This window comes from Haloarcula sp. CBA1131, assembly GCF_008728975.1.
Taxonomy (GTDB): Archaea; Halobacteriota; Halobacteria; order Halobacteriales; family Haloarculaceae; genus Haloarcula; species Haloarcula hispanica.
The window spans coordinates 2,293,001-2,312,230 of sequence record NZ_RPCY01000001.1 but is presented as its reverse complement, the minus strand read 5'-3'; the positions used below and the strand labels follow the sequence as shown (position 1 = coordinate 2,312,230).

At 59.2% G+C, this 19,230-nt stretch carries 17 protein-coding genes; 9 read left to right on the top strand and 8 right to left on the bottom strand.

Annotated features, from left to right (window positions below; all coding sequences use genetic code 11):
* Position 1: 1 nt before the first annotated feature.
* Positions 2 to 1,036, bottom strand: a complete 1,035-nt coding sequence (locus Har1131_RS11710; RefSeq protein ID WP_014040085.1) for a glycosyltransferase family 2 protein — start codon at positions 1,034 to 1,036, stop codon at positions 2 to 4.
* Between the two features lie 236 nt (positions 1,037 to 1,272).
* On the opposite strand from Har1131_RS11710, the gene Har1131_RS11705 reads away from it, so the two are divergent.
* Both Har1131_RS11705 and Har1131_RS11700 read left to right on the top strand, forming a co-directional pair.
* Positions 1,273 to 2,973 (top strand): glycosyltransferase family 39 protein, encoded by a 1,701-nt coding sequence (locus Har1131_RS11705; RefSeq protein ID WP_023843212.1) that lies wholly within the window; start codon positions 1,273 to 1,275, stop codon positions 2,971 to 2,973.
* Between the two features lie 105 nt (positions 2,974 to 3,078).
* Positions 3,079 to 4,224, top strand: a complete 1,146-nt coding sequence (locus Har1131_RS11700) for a glycosyltransferase family 4 protein (protein ID WP_044951781.1) — start codon at positions 3,079 to 3,081, stop codon at positions 4,222 to 4,224.
* A 3-nt stretch (positions 4,225 to 4,227) separates the two neighbouring features.
* Here the strand turns inward: Har1131_RS11700 and Har1131_RS11695 are convergent, their stop codons facing one another.
* Complete coding sequence (locus Har1131_RS11695; protein WP_023843213.1) at positions 4,228 to 5,628, bottom strand: flippase; 1,401 nt, start codon at positions 5,626 to 5,628, stop codon at positions 4,228 to 4,230.
* Positions 5,629 to 5,811: 183 nt separating this feature from the next.
* On the opposite strand from Har1131_RS11695, the gene Har1131_RS11690 reads away from it, so the two are divergent.
* The 4 genes from Har1131_RS11690 (at position 5,812) to Har1131_RS11675 (ending at position 10,532) form a co-directional block, all read left to right on the top strand.
* Positions 5,812 to 6,759 carry a hypothetical protein gene (locus Har1131_RS11690; RefSeq protein WP_050037858.1) on the top strand — a complete coding sequence of 316 codons (948 nt, stop codon included), beginning with the start codon at positions 5,812 to 5,814 and terminating at the stop codon, positions 6,757 to 6,759.
* Between the two features lie 88 nt (positions 6,760 to 6,847).
* Positions 6,848 to 8,029, top strand: a complete 1,182-nt coding sequence (locus Har1131_RS11685) for a glycosyltransferase family 4 protein (RefSeq protein ID WP_044951784.1) — start codon at positions 6,848 to 6,850, stop codon at positions 8,027 to 8,029.
* Between the two features lie 68 nt (positions 8,030 to 8,097).
* Positions 8,098 to 9,075, top strand: a complete 978-nt coding sequence (locus Har1131_RS11680) for an alkaline phosphatase family protein (RefSeq protein ID WP_014040090.1) — start codon at positions 8,098 to 8,100, stop codon at positions 9,073 to 9,075.
* A 2-nt stretch (positions 9,076 to 9,077) separates the two neighbouring features.
* Positions 9,078 to 10,532: a sulfatase gene (locus Har1131_RS11675; protein WP_023843215.1), complete on the top strand. Its 1,455-nt coding sequence runs from the start codon at positions 9,078 to 9,080 to the stop codon at positions 10,530 to 10,532.
* On the opposite strand, the gene Har1131_RS11670 is transcribed toward Har1131_RS11675, so the two are convergent.
* Positions 10,523 to 11,371 (bottom strand): TrmB family transcriptional regulator, encoded by an 849-nt coding sequence (locus tag Har1131_RS11670; protein ID WP_014040092.1) that lies wholly within the window; start codon positions 11,369 to 11,371, stop codon positions 10,523 to 10,525. The two genes, Har1131_RS11675 and Har1131_RS11670, sit on opposite strands and share 10 nt — an antisense overlap.
* A 328-nt stretch (positions 11,372 to 11,699) precedes the next feature.
* On the opposite strand from Har1131_RS11670, the gene aglJ reads away from it, so the two are divergent.
* Positions 11,700 to 12,770, top strand: a complete 1,071-nt coding sequence (aglJ, locus tag Har1131_RS11665; protein ID WP_014040093.1) for an S-layer glycoprotein N-glycosyltransferase AglJ — start codon at positions 11,700 to 11,702, stop codon at positions 12,768 to 12,770.
* A gap of 1 nt (position 12,771) precedes the next feature.
* Here the strand turns inward: aglJ and Har1131_RS11660 are convergent, their stop codons facing one another.
* The gene (locus tag Har1131_RS11660) at positions 12,772 to 13,098 is read right to left on the bottom strand and encodes a hypothetical protein (protein ID WP_008309691.1); all 327 of its coding nucleotides are present in this window, start codon (positions 13,096 to 13,098) and stop codon (positions 12,772 to 12,774) included.
* Between the two features lie 46 nt (positions 13,099 to 13,144).
* Positions 13,145 to 13,495 carry a helix-turn-helix domain-containing protein gene (locus Har1131_RS11655; RefSeq protein WP_014040094.1) on the bottom strand — a complete coding sequence of 117 codons (351 nt, stop codon included), beginning with the start codon at positions 13,493 to 13,495 and terminating at the stop codon, positions 13,145 to 13,147.
* Positions 13,496 to 13,631: 136 nt separating this feature from the next.
* On the opposite strand from Har1131_RS11655, the gene Har1131_RS11650 reads away from it, so the two are divergent.
* Together Har1131_RS11650 and Har1131_RS11645 are read left to right on the top strand one after the other, a co-directional pair.
* Positions 13,632 to 14,051, top strand: coding sequence for a DoxX family protein (locus Har1131_RS11650; protein WP_050037859.1), 420 nt, complete (start codon positions 13,632 to 13,634; stop codon positions 14,049 to 14,051).
* Positions 14,052 to 14,166: 115 nt separating this feature from the next.
* Positions 14,167 to 15,825 (top strand): rhomboid family intramembrane serine protease, encoded by a 1,659-nt coding sequence (locus Har1131_RS11645; RefSeq protein ID WP_050037860.1) that lies wholly within the window; start codon positions 14,167 to 14,169, stop codon positions 15,823 to 15,825.
* On the opposite strand, the gene Har1131_RS11640 is transcribed toward Har1131_RS11645, so the two are convergent.
* From Har1131_RS11640 to Har1131_RS11630, 3 genes are all read right to left on the bottom strand, one after another.
* Positions 15,822 to 16,448, bottom strand: coding sequence for an METTL5 family protein (locus tag Har1131_RS11640; RefSeq protein WP_050037861.1), 627 nt, complete (start codon positions 16,446 to 16,448; stop codon positions 15,822 to 15,824). The genes Har1131_RS11645 and Har1131_RS11640 overlap by 4 nt on opposite strands.
* A gap of 50 nt (positions 16,449 to 16,498) precedes the next feature.
* On the bottom strand, positions 16,499 to 18,058 hold the full coding sequence (locus Har1131_RS11635; protein WP_050037862.1) for an ATP-binding protein: 1,560 nt from the start codon (positions 18,056 to 18,058) through the stop codon (positions 16,499 to 16,501).
* A gap of 96 nt (positions 18,059 to 18,154) precedes the next feature.
* The gene (locus Har1131_RS11630) at positions 18,155 to 19,228 is read right to left on the bottom strand and encodes an ATP-binding protein (protein WP_014040098.1); all 1,074 of its coding nucleotides are present in this window, start codon (positions 19,226 to 19,228) and stop codon (positions 18,155 to 18,157) included.
* Between the last annotated feature and the right edge of the window lie 2 nt (positions 19,229 to 19,230).

Sequence of the window (19,230 nt, the reverse complement as noted above, 5' to 3'; positions counted from 1 at the left end):
GTCACTTGTTTTCCGCGCCACCGCCGATAACTACTTCCACACGGTAGGGGTCTCTCTCAATGTAGTGTAACTTTGTAATCATCTCCGCCAGAAATCCGAACATAATCAAAATAAGGCCAAATAGAACGAGTGCAACCGTTAGTACAAGTCGGGGAAGATTTGGCAGTAGCGGGACACCCAATACGTACTTCGAGAACACTGCATGAATCCCGATTAGCATCCCTATCCCAAACGAAACCAATCCGAACCCACCGAGGAAGTGAACCGGTCGGGTTGAGTACCGGTTCCAGAATACCTGAAACAAGAGGTCAACAAAGCCCCTTATGAGTCGTTTCGTGCCGTATTTTGAACTGCCCTCCGTCCGGGGGCGATGGTTAACTGGGATTTCTGTAATTCTGTAGCCCCGGTTGTACAATTTTGCCGGAATATACCGGTGACCCTCTCCATACAACTCTATTTCGTTAAGAGCATCTGACCGATATGCCTTCAGAGTACAACCGAAATCGTGGATATCTGGCCCAGTCCAGCGTGCCATCCGTGTCTGTATCGCGGATGGTATCGTCTTTGTCAACGGGTCGTTCCGGTCTCGCCGCCAGCCACTGACGCAATCATAGCTATCGGATTCGCTGTCCCCACTTATCAACATATTGAGGAGGTCCGGAATGTCTTGTGGGTCGTTCTGTCGATCAGCATCAAGAGTTACGATAAATTCGCCAGTTGCTTGTTTGATACCCGCGTTCAAGGCTGCACTTTGTCCAAAGTTGCGGGACAGTAATAATCCGAGAACGTTCTCATTGTGTTCTGCCAAGTCACGGATAACGCTCCTAGTACCATCGGTACTACCATCATCAACGATAACGATGTTATATGGCGAAAATGCCGGTTCGTCCTGGAATACTGACTGGATTTCCTCGATTAGTGGCTCGACATTATCCACTTCATTGTACGCTGGCAGTACAACGGAGGTTCGAACCTTGTCATGGTCTTCACCTGTGAATTCACTTGCGTTACCCCGTACGTCCTCTGTCGTCGCCATTATGTGATGCCGTGACTGTGATTCTTCAAGCAGGTTTATTAACAGTTGTCATTCACAGTACTGCCCACGATAGAAATCATATAGAGTCGTTGTATCGGTAGTTGTTAGTAATTGTCTTCTGGGGCTGGAGAAGACTCAGTAATCTCAGCACGAAGAACAAGTTATGATAACCATGTGCAGAGGGTACTCTCGTAAAATCGCACAGACTATTACAGTCAGTGGGTAATCAAGAAGAAATGCCCTCTAATCTGTGGAACAGAATCAGTAAGTCGGTCCGACGTGAGCCGGTTGTCCCGATCATTGCGCTCGCTGCGTTCCTGTTGATGTTCTTCGGTACCTGGCGACTGCGGCCGCATCTGACGTTTCCGGACGAAACCGGCGCTATCGAACTCGCTCTCAGGATGGGATACGAGCAGAACCCCTTCATCGATAACTTCCGGAAGGGTGGGAACCTTCACCTCTACCTTCTGGCGCTCTCTTTTGTCCCGGTGACGCTGTACTGGCTCGTGACCGGACAGTTCGGCGACATCATGTCGGGCGCAGCTAGCGTCGGCAGCTCGCCGAGCTGGGGTGTGTCGCCTGATCTTCTCACAGCCTTCTACGACGTGCTGTTCGCCGGTCGGCTAGTATCTGTCCTGTTCGGTGTTGGGACTGTTGTCGTCCTCTATTACCTCGGTAGAGAACTACTGGACCGCCGTGCCGGAATCCTTGCGTCCGTTTTTCTCACGACTTCTGTCGGGTATGTCCTCACCGCCCACTACGCAACTGAGGACGTCCCGATGACGTTCTTCCTCATGCTCGGGTTCCTGCTAACGGTTCGTGCGTTTCATTCGAGAGAGACCAGAACGCTGTTGGCTGCCGCACTGGTCGCTGGCCTGGCAGCGTCAACGAAAGCAACGGCCGGGCTCCTCGTTCTTCCGATCGCTATCGTCATCATCGAACGCCACTGGGACGGGTCGAGGACCGTTGGTGAGTTCGTCAAAGCGGTTTGGAGGTACCCGACGCTAACTATACTCAGCTACGTCACTACAACGCCATCGATATTCGTCCATCCGGGTTCATGGGCCGACGAGATATCTCGATATATCTACCGAAGTACGAGCGATTCTGTTGCGTACAATTGGTCGGACCCGGGGTGGCTCATCCAGCTCGCACACCTCGCCGAAGGGCAGGGAATCATGCTATTCCTGTTTTCTATACTGTCCGTACTGCTTGTCATCGCCTTCCTCTTGCGGGGTACCCTCGACAGTGCGGTTTGGCTGTTGCTCGTCTATGCCATCCCGTACTTCATCGTCATCACGCAAGGGAATATGACACAGTTCCCTCGGGTAATGCCGCTCTTCCCGATTCTCGCGGTCCTCGCTGGTATCGCTGGCTCGGAGTTGAGTCAGTTCTCCCATCCGGTCCGTCTAGCCGGGATCGGACTTCTAACGCTTGTCATTGTCTTTTCTGGCGTACACACGACCGTTGGTGTCGCAGATATTAACGAATCACGTCAGGAGGCCACGGCGTGGACACACGCCAACCTAGATAGCTCCGACACTGTTGACGTGTACTCGCAGCAAGTGTATCTCCCAGAATTTCCAGACGAGACAACTGTGAACCGATATGAAATCCACTCCACCTTCCCCCGAGAAAACTGGCAGCCAGGGCTTGAACGTCTGGACTGTAACGCGCCCGAGTACGTCGTGCTCTCCAGTTACCACTACTTCCGCTTTTTCAAGGATCCGTCCGTGTTCCCGGATGTGACTGAACGCATGTCGGCGCTGTTTGCCGAGGAAGACTACGAAATCGTCCGGACGTTCGGTCCGCCGGTGAACACCGAACTCAGCGCGGAGCGAAAGTTCAGAGACAGCGCCGGACTTTCGTCGTTCCCCGAGGACGGAAATCCGACTATCCTCGTGATGAAGCGGATAGACGATGAACCGACCTGTTAATGACAACTATATGTCTAGATCACTCCCCGGGACCCGTTCTCTCCACCCACGGACACTACAGGGTAGCCAGCGAATCACCCGTGACACTGGGCGAAAGTGGCATCTATGACTGACGAATCGCTCCAGAGCGTCTGCGTCGTGACCCATCCCCTCGCCGCTGCTGGCGAGAACGCCACACGAAGCCTACTCGACATCCTGTCGGCTGTGACATCAGTCGCGCTCGTGACGGCTGACCTGCCGGCTGATTCCGAGATTCGCGACCGGCACGAACTCGTTGAGCTCACGCGAAAAGGCGCGGGCGACTCCGTCGTCACCGCCGCCGTCCGGTTCCTGCTGAACCAACTCCGGATGTGTCGCGTTATTGCTGACCGTGACGAAGACGTAGTCCTTTTTTTCGGCGCAACGTCGTACCTGCTTCCCATTATCGCGGCTCGGTTGCTCGGTAAAACGGTTCTCGTCGAACCCCGCGGCGACGTGCCGCTGACGCTCCGGCTGAACTGGGAACAGCAGTTGCCGGACCCGGTGGCTGCCGGGCTCGCCGGTGCCGTCCGTGCACTCGAACGAGCCGGCTTCGCCGCGGCTCACGGGGTCATCACGTACACGCCCGAGATGGCCCGCCAACTGGACCTGCATCCGGAATCCCCGACCGTGTATCCGATGGGGGCGCGCTACGTCCGGACGGACGAATTTCGCGTCCAGCAGCCCTACGCCGACCGCGACCGCGTCGTTGGGTTCCTCGGACGGCTCGACGAAGAGAAGGGCATCCGGGAACTCGCTTCTGTCGCCGCGGAACTACCTGGTGACGTGACGTTCCGGTTCATCGGCGACGGTGACCTCCGTGAGTGGCTGGAAACCGAACTCGCGTCTGAAATCGAACGTGGCGCAGTCGAACTCACCGGCTGGGTTGATCACGACGACGTACCCGATCAACTCAACGATCTCTCGCTGCTCGTGTTGCCGTCACAGCCGACGGAGGGACTACCGACGACAATTCTGGAGGCGCTGGCCTGCGGAACGCCGGTACTGGCCTCGCCGGTTTCGGGCGTTCCAGACGTTGTCCGCGAGGGCGAAACCGGCTTCCTGCTCGATTCACGGGAGCCGGCGGCGCTTCGACAGACAATACTCGATATTCTGGACCGAGACGACCTCGACAGCATCAGCGAGAACGGACGCGATCGAATCGATACCGAGTACAGCTTTGAGGCGGCCTGCGAGCGGTACAGGTCGATACTTGTGGCGTGCAATCGGTAGGCGCTACACCATCTGTAACACGCGCTCTCTGATTTCGCGGTCCGTTGCCATGCCGAGACCGTACGCGACGACGCCGAGTGCGACTAAGCCACCAAGCTTCAAAAGCGTCGATGGCGGGAAGATGGTTGACGCCGCGTACACCACTGCGCCCATCATTAACGCTGTGACCGTCTGCCTTCCGAGCGCCCGCCAGTTTGCTGTCACAGTGATGAACCGCCGGAGATACGCGATCTGAATGACGAGCGCGATGCTGACTGTCGTTATTGTTGCCGCCGCTGCACCGAACGATCCGAGTTCCGGGACCAGTAACAGATTGAGTACAACGTTTGCAACGAGGGTCAGCGCTGCCGTCCGGAATACGAGATTCGGGTGGCCGATCCCCGTGAGCGTCCGCTGGATCAGGATTCTCGGGGCCTGCAACAACTTCTCCGCCATCAGGAGGATGAGGATTAACCCACCCGTGTCGAAGTCATAGACGAGTTGCATGAATGGATCGGCGAGTATCGCTACACCGACTACGGCGGGGATGACAAGCAGGAGACCATATGTGAAGCCTTCGCTTAGGGCCGTTTCAATGCGACTGTACTCATTGCGTGACGCCCACTCGCTGATAGATGGAAACACTGCCTGGCTTAGGGCTTGGCTAGCCATTACTGCGACTACACTGACCTTCCAAGAAGCCTCGTATACGGCAACAGCGGTCTTTGACGCGAAGTATGCCAACACGAGCGTGTCTGCCCAGTTGTATGCTAGGGAACTCACACTATTGAATGATGTATACTTCGAGAAACTCCAGAGGTCTCTGACAGTTTCCCAAGTTGGGATAGATAGCGTACTTGATAAGGCGAAGTAAAATATGACAAACTTCACGACAACTCCAATCAAGACACCATATAACAGAGCAAATATCTTCAACCCGGCTATGATTAGCGCGATACTTGTTACTATACGAATTACTTCACCAAAGAGTTCGATAAGAGAGCTAAGCGCCACTCGCCCTTCACCACGAAGGGCTGCTCCGGTAAGCCATCTCCCGGTACTGGAAATAATAAATACAATCAGTAAGGGTACGGCCGCCACACCAATGTATTCGTCTACATAGCCTTCAAGTACGAACAATCCGAGAGACATAATTACAATTGGAGCGAGTGTTATGAGGTATCCTGCAGTCAAGTACGACCCACGCTGTTGAGTTGTCGTTTCGCTGATTCGCTTCTCTATCCCTGTATCGACTCCAAGCCGCGCTCCGGTCATCAGCACGCTCGTGACCGCATCAAAGGTGAAAAAGATTCCAAGAACCGTTCCTCCGAGAGTTTGAGCAAAATATGCGGTTCCAACAAAACCAATTAGACTCAGTACGATATTACTGGCGTATATAACAACACTTGACCGGTCGATATCCATCGATATCTGTGGATTTCTTCCATATGTTTATTATTCTGTCCTTATTAAAACAACGAGGGTTCTTAGCGATGCTAGATGTTGTCACTCAACTCGACTCTCCAATTGTACCGTATTTAATTATCCAGGCCTGGACAGGGTGCCATTTCAAAACATTCATTCGACCACCAAATCAACACAGTACAGATGAGCTTCTCTGATTGGTTTTTTGATACAGTGGACCGCCTACAATCAGATCCTTCTCCAAAGAATCTCGAGATAGCACTCAGAAAGTTATGGGCCGGCTTGCTCGGGAGATTCGCTCCAAAGCAACAGGAAGGGCAGGTGGTTTGGGACGAAGACTGGGATATATTGGTCATCTTGGACGGATGCAGGGCTGATGCCATGGAAGAAATCATACAGGGAACTTCTTATCAATCTCTTTTTGCTGATAGCAAACTCGAGACGCGCTGGTCAGTCGGCGGTACCAGCTCTGAATGGATCAAAAAAACGTTTAATGAAAGACATTCAGCAGAGATCCAAGAAACCGCATATATCACAGGCAATCCATATACGGACCAGATACAATACGATGAGTTTTCAGAGTTCACTCATTTTGGGATCGCCAGTACGGAGTATGATATTCGGACGGTTTCGCCTCGGAAACTGACTGATCACGCGATTAACACTTGGAGAAAACGCGACGAGAAGGGCGTTGATAGAATGATTGTTCATTATATGCAACCGCATGCACCCTTCCGGTCGCGACCAGAGTGGTTTCGTGAATTCAAGGGCACAAAGAAGTTCGGTAGCAAAGTCTGGTGGCGCCTCTGTGATGGCACCGTTTCGCACGATGACTTCTGGACTGCATATATTGACAACCTAGAGTGGATACTGGAAGAAGTTAGTATCCTCTCAACGTCTATTGATGGCTCCATCGCTCTAACCGCTGACCACGGCAATGCAAAAGGTGAATGCGGGGTATATGGCCACCCGAAAGGAGTTCCGGTCAGTGCTGTAAGAGAGGTCCCGTGGATTACACTAGACGGGATAGATACTGAGGAATATACCCCTGAGTATAATGTCTCTGATAGCGGCGGAGATGATCAAAAGCCTGCCCGTGAATCGCAACTTGAAGCCTTAGGTTATAAGTGATAATCATATCTGAATACACTCCATGGCTATCTGGCTAGTAGAGAGACGACAAGAATAACTGTTAATTCCCCCATCTCCCACCATCAGTATGCCGCGAGTTCTCATCGGACCGACCAAAACAGACATTCATAACAACGAATACGGGAAGAGTTACAATCTCCTGAATAACCTGTACGACGATAATTTTACTGTCGATATATACACGAGATCAGTTTCTGATACTCTTAGACCGGAAAACGTTACTGTGTATCCGCTTGGGGGCTCTAACAGGATCTCGTTCTATAGTTATTTGTATTATAGACTTTTAAGAGAACTTCGGGAGGGATCTGTTGATATATATCACCACATGAATCTCAGCTACAGGTGGTTCAATCCAATCCTCGTTTCAGAGCTTCATGACAATGTTCCTGTCGTCGTTGGACCGTGCCAAACAGGGCATGCCATCATGGCTGAGGAATTCAATCGGATGCTTTCTTCTTGGGTAGGGAGAAACCTTCCGAGGCCATTTACCGATCCACTTCACACAATTGTTGACGCGACTCGCGATGTAATCCTTGATCCACCTCGGATGGATTTGTTCAAGCGAACGCTTGACGCCGCAGACCGAATTGTGGTTGTCGATCAAGAAGCCTACGAGATGTATGCTGACCTCGTTGACGAATCGAAGCTCCGGACGATCCCGCTGGGCGTTGATCCGGACGTCTTCGAGTACAGTGAACCGGACGACTCACATGAACTCGTGGCCATCGGTAGCCTTCGGGAACGGAAAGGCTATGATATCTTGATCGAAGCACTTGATCAAATCCAGCAGGAATATCCCGAAGTCCAGCTCCACGTCTTTGGTGACGGGCCGCAAGAAGACGAATTGGTCGCTCAGGTCAAGCATCTCGATCTAGACGAAAACGTCACGTTCCACGGGTATGTTGACCAGTCTATTGTCCGAGAACACTTATCCCGAGCACGTGCCTTCGTCCACCCTTCTCGGTCAGAGGGCTTTTCCATGGTCCGTCTGGAAGCCATGTCGACCGGCTGTCCAGTGGTCGTTACCAATGTTTCTGGAGCAAACGAAATGGTCCGCGACGGGGAGGAGGGCTTTGTCGTTCCGACAGAGGAACCGGAACCAATCGCAGACGCCGTCACCACCTTGCTCTCCGATTACGAACTCACGAAACAGATATCCAGACAGGCACGAGACCGCGTCGAGGAGAAGTACGACTGGCGGAAAATCGCGGAGGAGTACCTCGACCTGTACCGTTCGCTGTCTGGCTAAGGTCGTACCGCCGTCTATCGCGTGCATCGAAAGGTCTTAAGCCGTCGACTGAGACGTTCAGGGTAGATATGGTCCTCGTAGTGCTGGGTATCGATGCACTCGACCCGGAACTAGTAGACTCGACGGCACATCCGAATTTGACGCTCGCTGACCACCACGCTATCGAGACGATCAGGAGCGTCGAGGGCGGCCCCAGCACGCACGAACTCTGGCCGACGATCATTACCGGGCTCAGGCCCCCGGAACACGGCATCACGCTTGACGACGGCGTTGCCTGGGAGAACCCCGTCCTCCGGTTCGGGAGTGCTGCCGCGGACTACCTTCTCCCGTCGGGGCTGCAGACGCGTCTCGGCGCGTGGCTACTGAACAACACCGAACAGGACGCGTTCCGGATCCCGGCGACCTACTACGAGGAGAACGGCCTGTCGACAGTGTTCGACGGCCGGGAGGCGGCTCCAATCGGCATCCCCAACTACGTCATCGACCCGGACACGGAGGACCGCGAACACAGCCTCCGGCGGAACCTCGGCGACCTCTTCGAGCGCGACCTCGAAGCGAAAGGCGGCCACTCGTCGACAGACCCGGCGCTGTTCTACGAGCAGTGCCTCGAAATGTCGATGGTTCGCCTCGCTCGCGCACGTCGGGCGCTCAGAGGTGGGCGACACGAACTGGTGTTTGCATACACGAGCGGGCTCGACCTCATCGGCCACGTTGCGTACGAACAACCGTCTCTACAGGACCGCGCCTATGAAGAACTCGACGAGTTCGTCGGCGAGGTTCGAGACGACCTCGGTGACAACGACGAGCTACTGCTCGTCAGCGACCACGGTCTGCAGGACGGCGTCCACACCGATGAGGCGATGGTTGCGGGGACCGACGCAGCCATGGTCGACGCAATCGAGAGTGTCGTCGACGTCCGGGCGGCTATCGAAGCCGAACTCGACGAAACAGACCACACGTCGACACCGCAGGTGACGGCGTCGGACGACGGCGACCGGTCGGGGGAGGAAGTCAAAGAGCACCTCGAAGATCTCGGGTATATGTAGCCATGTCGGGCGATCCAAACATCTTGCTGGTCATCCTCGACAGCGTCCGTGCACAGAACCTCAGCGCCTACGGCCACGTCAACGAGACGACGCCGTTTCTGGACTCGTTCGCCACAGAGCGGGCGACGCTGTACGAGCAGGCCCGAGCGCCTGGTGCGCGGAGCGTCACGAGCCACGCGAGCATTTTCTCCGGGTTGCACGTCGAAGAACACGGTATCGTCTCGGCGGGGCATCGGCTCGACCCGTCGGCGTCAGTCTTCGCACAGCTGCGAGAAGACGGGTACAGCACCGGCGTGTTCACCGAAAATGACTGGCTGACGGCCGTCGATGTCGGACTCCGGGACGGGTTTGACGAGATCGTCGGGGCGCGGAACGTCCCGTTCCCGGGCGCAGTCAACCCCCACGAGTTTGTCTCGAACGAGGGACGGGGACAGTACGCGGAGTTCGTCAGACTCGCGCTGACAGACGACGCGCCGCTCCGGTCGCTGGCAAACGGTGTGGCGACGAAACTCCAGTCCGATTACAAGCGGTTCCTCCCGGATAGCGTCAGAGCATCGACGCCGGCGGACGTCTACGTGGATTCGCTGCTGGACTGGAGCGACCGACAGGACGGGCCGTGGGCGGCGTGTCTCAACCTGATGGACGCCCACATTCCGTACGAACCGATGCCGGACTACGACCAGTGGGGGGGCTCGGAGGCGTCGTCGTTGCAGGCTTCCTTCGAGGACCAGAAGTGGGACTTCAACGGCGGACACCGCCCGTGGTGGCAGAAGAAGGCGGTCGAGTCGCTGTACGACGGGGGGATTCGCCAGATGGACGCGGAACTCGAACGGCTCGTTTCGTCGCTCGAACGGCGTGGTGAGCTTGATGACACGCTTCTCGTCATCACGAGCGATCACGGCGAGGGCTTCGGCGAACAGAGCGACGTTCGGCCGGGTGTCCGGGTCGCCGAACACGGCGTCGCGATTCACGACAGCGTACTCCACGTCCCGCTCATCGTGCGCTATCCGGGCCAGACCGAGTCTCATCGGGTCGACCGTCCCGCGTCGCTGGTCGAATTTCCGCGGGTCGTGAACCGGCTTCGGGCCGACGATCAACAGACTGCCGGCTTCTGTCCCGACGGACCGGTCCTCGCTACTGCGGTCGGCCTCGACGAGCCGCTGCAGGAACGCGCCGGTGCGTACGTCGGGGACCTGTCGCCGTGGACCGCCACGTCGCGAGCGGTGTTCAAAGACGACAGTGAGGGAGTTGTCAAGTACTGTACTAACCGCGACCGCGCCGCCACCGTCGTCAGCCGCGACGCCCAGACGTCGTACAAAGTGTCCGACGGCGGTGCGGAACACGTCGACAGCGCATTCGAATCGATAGAGGAACTCGACGTCAAGACGACGGGCGAGGACTTCGACGACCTCGACGACGGGACGTACCAGCGGCTGGAAGACCTCGGCTACGTCTGATGGGCCGTTTCGACGCTCTCGTACTCCCAGATCAGATCGAAGTACCGCTTCATCCCGGCGACGAACGACCCGTTGTCCGTAATCGCGGCCTGGCGCATGTGGTTGGGAACGTCCGGCTCCTCGACCAGTAGAATCGCCTCGCCGCTGTCGTAGTCCATGCTCGGGTCGACGAGCGTGCCGCGCCAGGGGAGTTTCTCCGTGCTGAACCGCAGGTCGACAGCGGGGAACTCCGCCGTCAGCCGCTCGACGATGTCAGCCTGGATGGCTGCCTTCTCCGGTGGGAGTTCGTCGGGATGCAGGAAGAGAACGCTGACTTCGACCCCACGGTCGAGTGTCTTGGCCAGTGCACGCTCGACGTTGTCGAGGTAGGCGAAGCTATTGGTGATAACCCGAAGCGTCTCGGCGGCGTCGTCGTATAGCCGTCTGGTCTCGCGTTCGCTCGGTTCACCCACGTCGACGACGTGGAACAGTTCGGCCGTCGGCGAGATGTCCTCGCTGGCGCGGTCGAACCGCGGTTCGTACTCGGCGAGGAACGCATCGCGGTAGGAGTCGATGTCGGCGGCGAACGATTCGTATGACTGTCTGTGGTTCTCGACCGCCCGGTCGAGGATTTCGCCGGGCGATTTCGGCTGGTATTCCTTGGGACGACCGGGAATCACCTTGATGAAGCCGCGGTCGGACAGCGCCTCCAGCACGCCGTAGACGCGGGCCTTCGGGATGCCGCTCGCTTCAGCGAGATTCGGGGCCGTCGTCCGGCCGAGCGAGAGCAACTGTTCCAGCGCCGTCGCCTCGTATTCGGTCAGCCCGACCAGGTCGAACACGTCCGCAGGGTCGCTCATACACGCTCATGTGTGGCAGGGGATGTAAAACGCGTCGCCCATCGCCGGAACCTATTAGTGGGTGGCTGTGAGTAGTTACTCGCAGAGTGAGTAACATGACTGCGACATCCCAGACCGAAGAAGACGATCACCTGGCAGACATCGAAGACGGCTGTGGCTGCGCGGAGGTCTGGGAGCACATGAGCGAGCAACGCGACGACTGACACGGCTGTTATCAGTTGCTTCCGACTGTCGCCGCTTGCTTGCCGATGACTGCGGGAACTTAAAACAGAATCCGCACGCGGCCAGACCCGCATTTATTTGCCTTCGCGTGGATGACGTTGAATCAATGGCCGACCGAGACGACGTCTGTATACTGTTGCCGACATTCAACGAGGCTGAGACTATCGAGTCGGTCGTGTCCGGGTTCCGCGAGCAGGGCTTCGACGACGTCCTCGTCATCGACGGTGGGTCAACCGACGGGACACAGGACATCGCCGAATCGGCCGGCGCGCGGGTCGTCGAACAGTCCGGCTCGGGGAAGGGGCAGGCCGTCAGGGAGGCGGTGACGCGCCACATCGAGCAGCCGTACGTCCTGATGGCCGATGGGGACGCGACCTATCGGCCCGACGAGGCGGACAGGCTCCTCAAGCCGCTGTTGTCGGGTCAGGCTGCCCACGTCATCGGGAACCGGTTCGCGGATATGCAACCCGGCGCGATGACGAAGCTGAACCAGATCGGCAACCGCATCATCAACAGGGCCTTCGAAACGATTCACGGACGGGACCTCACCGACATCCTCTCGGGGTATCGAGCGTTCACGCGTCAGTCGTTCCAGCGGAGTTCGCTGACGGCGTCTGGCTTCGGTATCGAGACGGAGATGGCCGTCGAGTGTGTCAAACATAACGTCTCGACGGCGGTGGTGCCGATCACCTATCAGCCCCGACCAGACGAGTCCGACACGAACCTCCGTCCGTTCCGGGACGGCGCGACGATCATCCTGACGCTGTACCAAATGGCGAAGACGAACAATCCGCTGTTTTACTTCGGAAGCGTGGGCCTCGGGAGCACCGTGGTCGGGTTCCTACTTGGAGCGTACGTGGCCTACGACTGGGTCGTCAACAGTATCTCACACGAGGTGATTGCCGTTGTCGGCTCGTTCGCCATTCTACTGGGGATTCAGCTCCTCATGTTCGGCGTCCTATCGGATATGCTCGTGGCGGTGAATCGCGAGCAGACGCGCCGGTTAGAGGACATCGCAGTCCAGCTCACACACGAGAGCCGTAGTCGGCCGGTGGATGTGTTCGACGACCAGCGGGTCGGCGACGCAGAGCACGGCAAGAAGGGCGACGCGGAAGACACCGGAGACAGCGACATAGAGACAGAGCCGGCGGTGTCCTCCCACAGTTCCGACGAGTAGCTCAGAACGGGACCAGCGCGCGTAGCTGGGAGAGAATACTGTTTCTGGTGGCTTCCCGTTTCCGTTCGAATATCGGATGAAGGTCGTTGAGTAGCTCCTGCTCGTTGTCGAACTCCGTGGCGGTCGTCTCCTCGAGTGCCTCGGCGACGGTCATCGAGTGGCCCGACGCGTCGAACGGGACCGCGATGTGGCCGGCGGCGTCCCGGACCTCCCTCGCCGTCGCGGGATACTCGATGTCCACGTCCGACAGGCGGGCGTCGAGTGCCGCGATACCGAACTCGATGACGTCTGGCTCGTCGCTGTTATCGGCTGGTGGCCGTACTCCCATTGGTAAAGCGATGGGGCCGGGGGATAGAAAAGTCTGCGTTGTCGGATCAGCTCTGGCAACCGGCCAGCCACTCCTCGGCCCAGTCCTCGATTTCGTCGAACACTGGACAGAGGGATTCGCCCTTGGGCGTGAGCTGGTAGTACGTCGCGACGGGGGCGTCCTCTTCGAGCCGCCGGTCGACGAAGTCCATCTCCTGGAGGTCGTCGAGGACCCGCGAGAGGGTTCGGGAGCTGGCGTCGGTGGCGCGCTTGAGTTCGTTGAACCGCTGTTCACCGTTCTGGAGTTCGTGGAGCACGACCAGCCGCCAGCGCGACCCGATCTGTTCCAGCGACTCGATGACGGCACACGGCCCGCTCTCTTCCTCCTCGTCCGCGGTGGTGAATACTTCAGATGACATCGGTGCTACCTGGTATCTCCCTTGTCCGGGAACGTACAAATAGGTTCGCATACGAACCAAGTAACGTAATGAAACTACCAATCGCGGTTCGACAGTCTCGTAGCGAAACCACTCCTGTACCGGTGGTGAGCGCCTGATGGCGTTCGAGTCCGCCGGTGCGGGCGAACTGTTCCTGCTGGGCCGACTCCTGTTCGGCGGGGTGCTTGCGTTCATGGGTCTGAACCACTTCCAGAACGCCGGACAGATGGCCCCCTACGCGGAGGCAAAGGGGCTCCCGGCACCGGTGGCGTCGGTCTACGGGAGCGGCGGACTGCTCCTCGTCAGCGGTATCCTCGTTATCCTCGGTGCGTACCCCGTCATCGCAGCCGGGGCGCTGGCGACGTTCCTCGTCGCCTCCGCCGTCATGATGCACAACTTCTGGGCGGTTCCGGACGACCAAGTACAGGACGAGATGACGCAGTTCCTCAAGAACGTCGCCCTCGCCGGCGGCGCGCTGTCCCTGCTTGCAGTGGCCGGCACGTCGTGGCCGTACAGCGTCGGTATGTCCCTGTTTTGAGGTGACGCGTTCACTGGCTCAGGTTGCCTGACACCGACCCGTTCCCTGTTTGTCACTGTTGGAGAGTGACACCTGCCGCCATCCATAAGCCGTCCCGTACCTGAACTGTGCGTGAATGATACAGTCGCTGCCGACGCCGGCCATGCCCGCGTGGCTCCCGTGGCAGGAAGCGGTCGTCCTCACCGTGGTGCTCGCGGTCCTCGTCGCCGTCCGCCGCCTGTCGGCCGCGCGACCTGGCGACGGCATACGGGCGCGACTCCTCCTCGGCGTTCCGTGGGGGACGCTGCTGACGATGGCCGGCGTCCTGGCGGTGTATCTGTTCCTGCAGGGTGCGTGGTGGCACCCGCGGAACCCGCTTGTCACGCCGTTCCGGACGTGGTCGTACTTCTACCCGTTCGGGATGCTCACCGGGGCGTTCACCCACGGCAGTCAGGGGCACATCACGGGGAACCTCATGGGCACGCTGGTGTACGGGACAGTCGCGGAGTACGTCTGGGGCCACTACCCCCGCAAGCGTGGCGTCCAGACCTTCACGTCGCTGCGGACGAACCCGCTCGCCCGGATTCTGGCCGTTCCCGTCGCCATGTTCGTCGTGGGCGTGTTCTCCGCGGTGTTCGCTATCGGGCCGATTGTGGGCTTTTCCGGCGTGGTGTTTGCCATAGCCGGGTTCGCACTCGTGACGCGGCCGACGCTGTTTCTCGGCGCGTTTCTCGGGAACCGCGTACTCGACCTCCTGTATTCGGCGCTTCGCTACCCGGTGTCGACGGCCTCGGGCCAGACCCGGTTCGTGACGCCGTGGTGGTCCAACATCGCCATCCAGGGCCACGCCATCGGCATTCTGGCTGGCGTCATCGTGGCCCTCGCGCTACTGTGGAACCGGGACGAACGCCCCGACACGCTGCGGGTGTTCTTTGCGACGCTCGTGTTCGCCGTCGCGCAGGGACTTTGGGCGGTGTACATACCGCTTGGCGGCGGCCGGTTTCGGCTGTTCCGCTGGGCCGGGACGGCACTGGTGTTCGTTCTGGCGCTCGTCGTCGCCGCGTCGACCGTCGGCTCCGACCGCGAATTCCGTCCTGGATTCGATCGTCGCCCGGCCTCACTCGCAGTGGTGGTCCTGCTCGTCGTCCTCGGCGCACTGAGTCTTGCCGCCGTCCCGACGAACATCGTCGACCTGGAGGACGACCAGCTCCCCGAAGACGGCATCGAGGTCGGAGACTACGTGGTGACCTACGACGAGAACGTCCCGAACGCGTACTTCGAGAGCATCTGGGTCCCAACGCAGCGGGAGGGGGCGAGCGTCAACGCCAGCGGTGTCATCGTTGCCAGCGCGGAGCGTGAGGTCTGGATCGCCGCCGTCCAGCCGGGCCGGCTCGCGGTCAACGGCAAGGAGCGAGTCACGGTCGGCGGGGCGACCTGGCGCGAGTCGGTCTACGCGAACCGGACGGACTGGTCGGTGCTCGGCAACGACAGCGTCTATCGGGTCCAACTCAGGCGTGAGGGCGGCCAGCCCCGGACGGCCTACACCTCGGAGCCGTCGACGGCGGACGTGATACTGGACGGGCGGAACGTGACAGTGGCTGCCCAGCAGAACGGGTTCGACGTGAGCGTAACACGGGGGAACGAAACGGTCGGGCAGGCACCGCTCCCGGCGAACATGACGCGGGCGCGGATCGGCGGGCTGACCTTCGAGCGGAACCGCTCGCGGCTGTACGCACGGACCGACGGCACTCGCGTCAAGATCGCGGAGCGTCGCCAGCAAGCGGCGCGGAGCTAGGTCCAGTCGATGCGGTACACTTCCGCGGTGATCGCCTGCCGGTCCGATTCGTGGAACTCGAACTGTCGCGGTAGGTCGAACTCCGTCTCGAAGGCGTGGGTCACCTCGCCGCCGTTGTCGGCGGCGAAGGACTCGACGAACGACTGGCTCCCCTCGTTGTGAATCGAGTAGGAGACGCCCGCGACGACTGCGGCGGTTTCGAGGAACCGACGGTCGGCATGTTCGTTGTCCGACTGCGCGCCGAAGGGTGGGTTCATCACGACGGTGGTTTCCTCGGTAGGCGGACACAGCGGGGCTGTAGTGGCATCCGCTCGAACCCACGACACTGGCGTCGTCGACCCGACCTTCCGCTCGTTTTCGCGCGCCGTCGACAGCGGTGCAGGGTCGATATCTAGCCCGACCACCCGCGCCGGCGACCGCAGCGCTGCACCCAGCGCCAGCATCCCGGTGCCACAGCCGAGGTCGACGACCGTCTGTCCCTGGATATCGTCCTGGAGGTCCGCAGTATGGACCAGATGCGCTGCCAGGTCCGGCGGTGTCCGGTACTGTTCGAGACTGGCCCGTGGGTTGTCGAACCCGGCGACAACGGCGAGTTGCTGGGCGAGCGCACTCTTTGTCGGCATTACTGGAGATACGCCCGATTCATTCAAAAACGTTTGGAAATGCCCAGTAGTTATTCCGATGGAAGTGCGACGACGAATTCGCTGCCGCCGAGGTCGCTTTCTTCCACCCAGATGTCGCCGCCGTAGCTGTCGACCATCACCGACACGAAGTAGAGTCCGAACCCGGTCCCCGTCGACTCGGTTCCACGCTCCCCTTTCTCGAAGATCGCCTCGCGCTGTTCGGGCGGTATCCCGGGGCCGTCGTCCGCGATGCGAAGGTGGACCATCGAGTCGACGCGTTCCGTCGTCACCTCGATTGTGGTGCCTGAACCGCCGTGTTCGACGGCGTTCGTCAAGATGTTCCCGACAACATCGTCGAGGAGGTCGTCAGCCACGACCTCGATGCCGTCAGGGATGTCTGTTTTGAGTGTGCAGTCCTCGTCCATCGAGGCCGCTTTTCTCGTGGCCCCTTCGACGACCGGCCCCAGTGCGATCGTCTCTGCCTCGGTCAGGCCGTCGTCAGACATCGTGCTCAGCACGCTCCGGACCTTCTGTGTGAGGTCGACGATATCCCGACTCCAGTCCAGAATCGTTTCGGCGTACGTCGCCTGTGTCCCGCCGAGTGCGTCTGCAAGCGTTTCCGCACGCGCTTCGATGACGGTCATCCCGTTGAGGATATCGTGTCTGAGGATGCTGTTGAAAAACTCCATCTGCTCTTCGCGGCGCTTGAGATCCGTGATGTCTGTCCCCTCGACGATTATTTTCTGCACGGTACCGTCGACCGCTACTGGTCGGGCCACGACAGCGGTCGAGATCCGCTGGCCGTCTGCGCCGATATGCTCGGCCTCGAACCTGACCATCTCACCGTCCATCGCCCGCTCGACAGCATCCTGGCAACGGTACGCCACTGCCTCATTGTGGTTCCACCAAGGCGTGTCCCAGAACGGTTCCCCGAATATGGCTTCGTCATCAGCATCGACGAACCCGAGCGCTGTTTCGTTCGCCCTGAGGAGGTTTCCGTCAGCGTCGAGGATACCGATGAACGTCTCCGGTGAGTTGAACGTCGCTTCCAACAGCTGCTGGCTCTGCTCGCGTGTGTCGACAGCTAGCTCGCGTTCGATCTCCGCTTCGACCCACTGCGTGAGATGCTCGAACAGCGTCTGTTGCCAGTCCGAGAACTCCGAAATCGCCTCGTTGTCGTTGACGAAACACAGCGTTCCGTACTCCGCCCCGTCCGCCCGAAGCGTCGTGCCGACGTACGCCTCCAGTCCGAACCGCTCGTAGGCGGGGTCAGTCGACATTGACTCGCTCGCGTTGGTGACGATGTGTATCCCGGATTCGTCGAGGGTGTGTCTGCAGTACGTCTCGGAAAGTGGTGTCTCGTCCCCCGGCGTAATCGTCGAAGACAGGCCGCTACTGGCGACAATTGTGTGTTCGTCGCCGGAGACGACCGCGATATGCCCGTTCGGAAACCCCAGGTGTTCTCGACCGACGTCCAAGACTGGCTCGACACGCTCCCGAAACGAGGTCCCGCTGGCCGCCATCGCTGCAGTGAGGTCCTGCATAGCTGCCAGATAGCGATCTCGCTCCTCCGAGTCGCTACCCTCGGGACAGTCCAGCGGATCATCCATAGCAGGTGACTCGGTCTCCCGGGAGTTGAAGATTCGGACCCGTTTCTCAGGAGCTGAAATGCACCCGAGCGATGACGGTGTGACAAGCAGCCACCCCTACAGAGTCGCGTGCGGGAGTTCGACGTAAAACGCTGCGCCACCGAGGTCGCTGTCCTCGACCCAGACATCGCCGCCGTAGCTCCGGACCATCGTGGCCACGAAGTAGAGGCCGAAGCCAGTACCGCCGGACTCAGACCCTTTCTCGCCACGTTCGAAGATGCGGCGGGCCTCGCTGTTCGAAATCCCGTCCCCGTCGTCCGCTAAACAGACGGTCACGACGCCTTCCTTGACCGTTGTCGTCACGTCGATGGTCACGTCTGGTCCGGCGTGTTCGACCGCGTTCAGAAAGAGGTTCCCGAACACGTCATCGAGCAACTCGTCAGCGACGACAGTGACCACCTGTGGCTCGATAGTAACGGTACAGTCGTCGCTGACTGACCGGGCGCGGTCCGCCGCATCGTCGAGGACAGTCTGTAGCTCCCGGTGTTCGTGGTCCCGCCCGCCCTCCTCAGTGACCGTCTCCAGCACCGCCCGGACCTTCTCGGTGAGTTCGATGAGGTCGTCGCTCCACTGGACGATGGTCGACGCGTACTCGCGTTCCTCGCTGTCGAGCGTGTCTTCAAGGAGCTCGCCACGCGCCCGGATGACGTTCATCCCGTTGAGGATGTCGTGTTGCAGGATGCTGTTGAAGAAGTCCATCTGGTCGGTCTGTCGCTGAATGGCACGCTGCTGGCGGCTCCTGACGACTGCGTACCGGAGCGCTCTCACGAGTCGGTCGCCGTCCAAGTCCTCTTTCGGCAGGTAGTCCTGTGCGCCCCGGTTGATCGCTTCGATAGCCACCTCCCGGTCCTGCATCCCGGTGAGGACGATGATCGGCACTCCCTCCACGATCTCGGTTGCCCGGTCAAGGGTCGCAAGCCCTGTTGACTCGGGGAGTCCGAGGTCCAGCAGTACCACGTCGTAGGCCGCCTCCGAATGCTCGGCGACCGGCGCAAGCGATTCGACGTGGGAAATCGTCACGTCGTCGACGAAGTGCGCCACCGCCGGCGAGTTCAGGTGATGCTCGACGAGGCGGGCATCGCCCGGGTTATCCTCGACGAGGAGCACGTCGAGATGCACCGTCTCAGCCATCG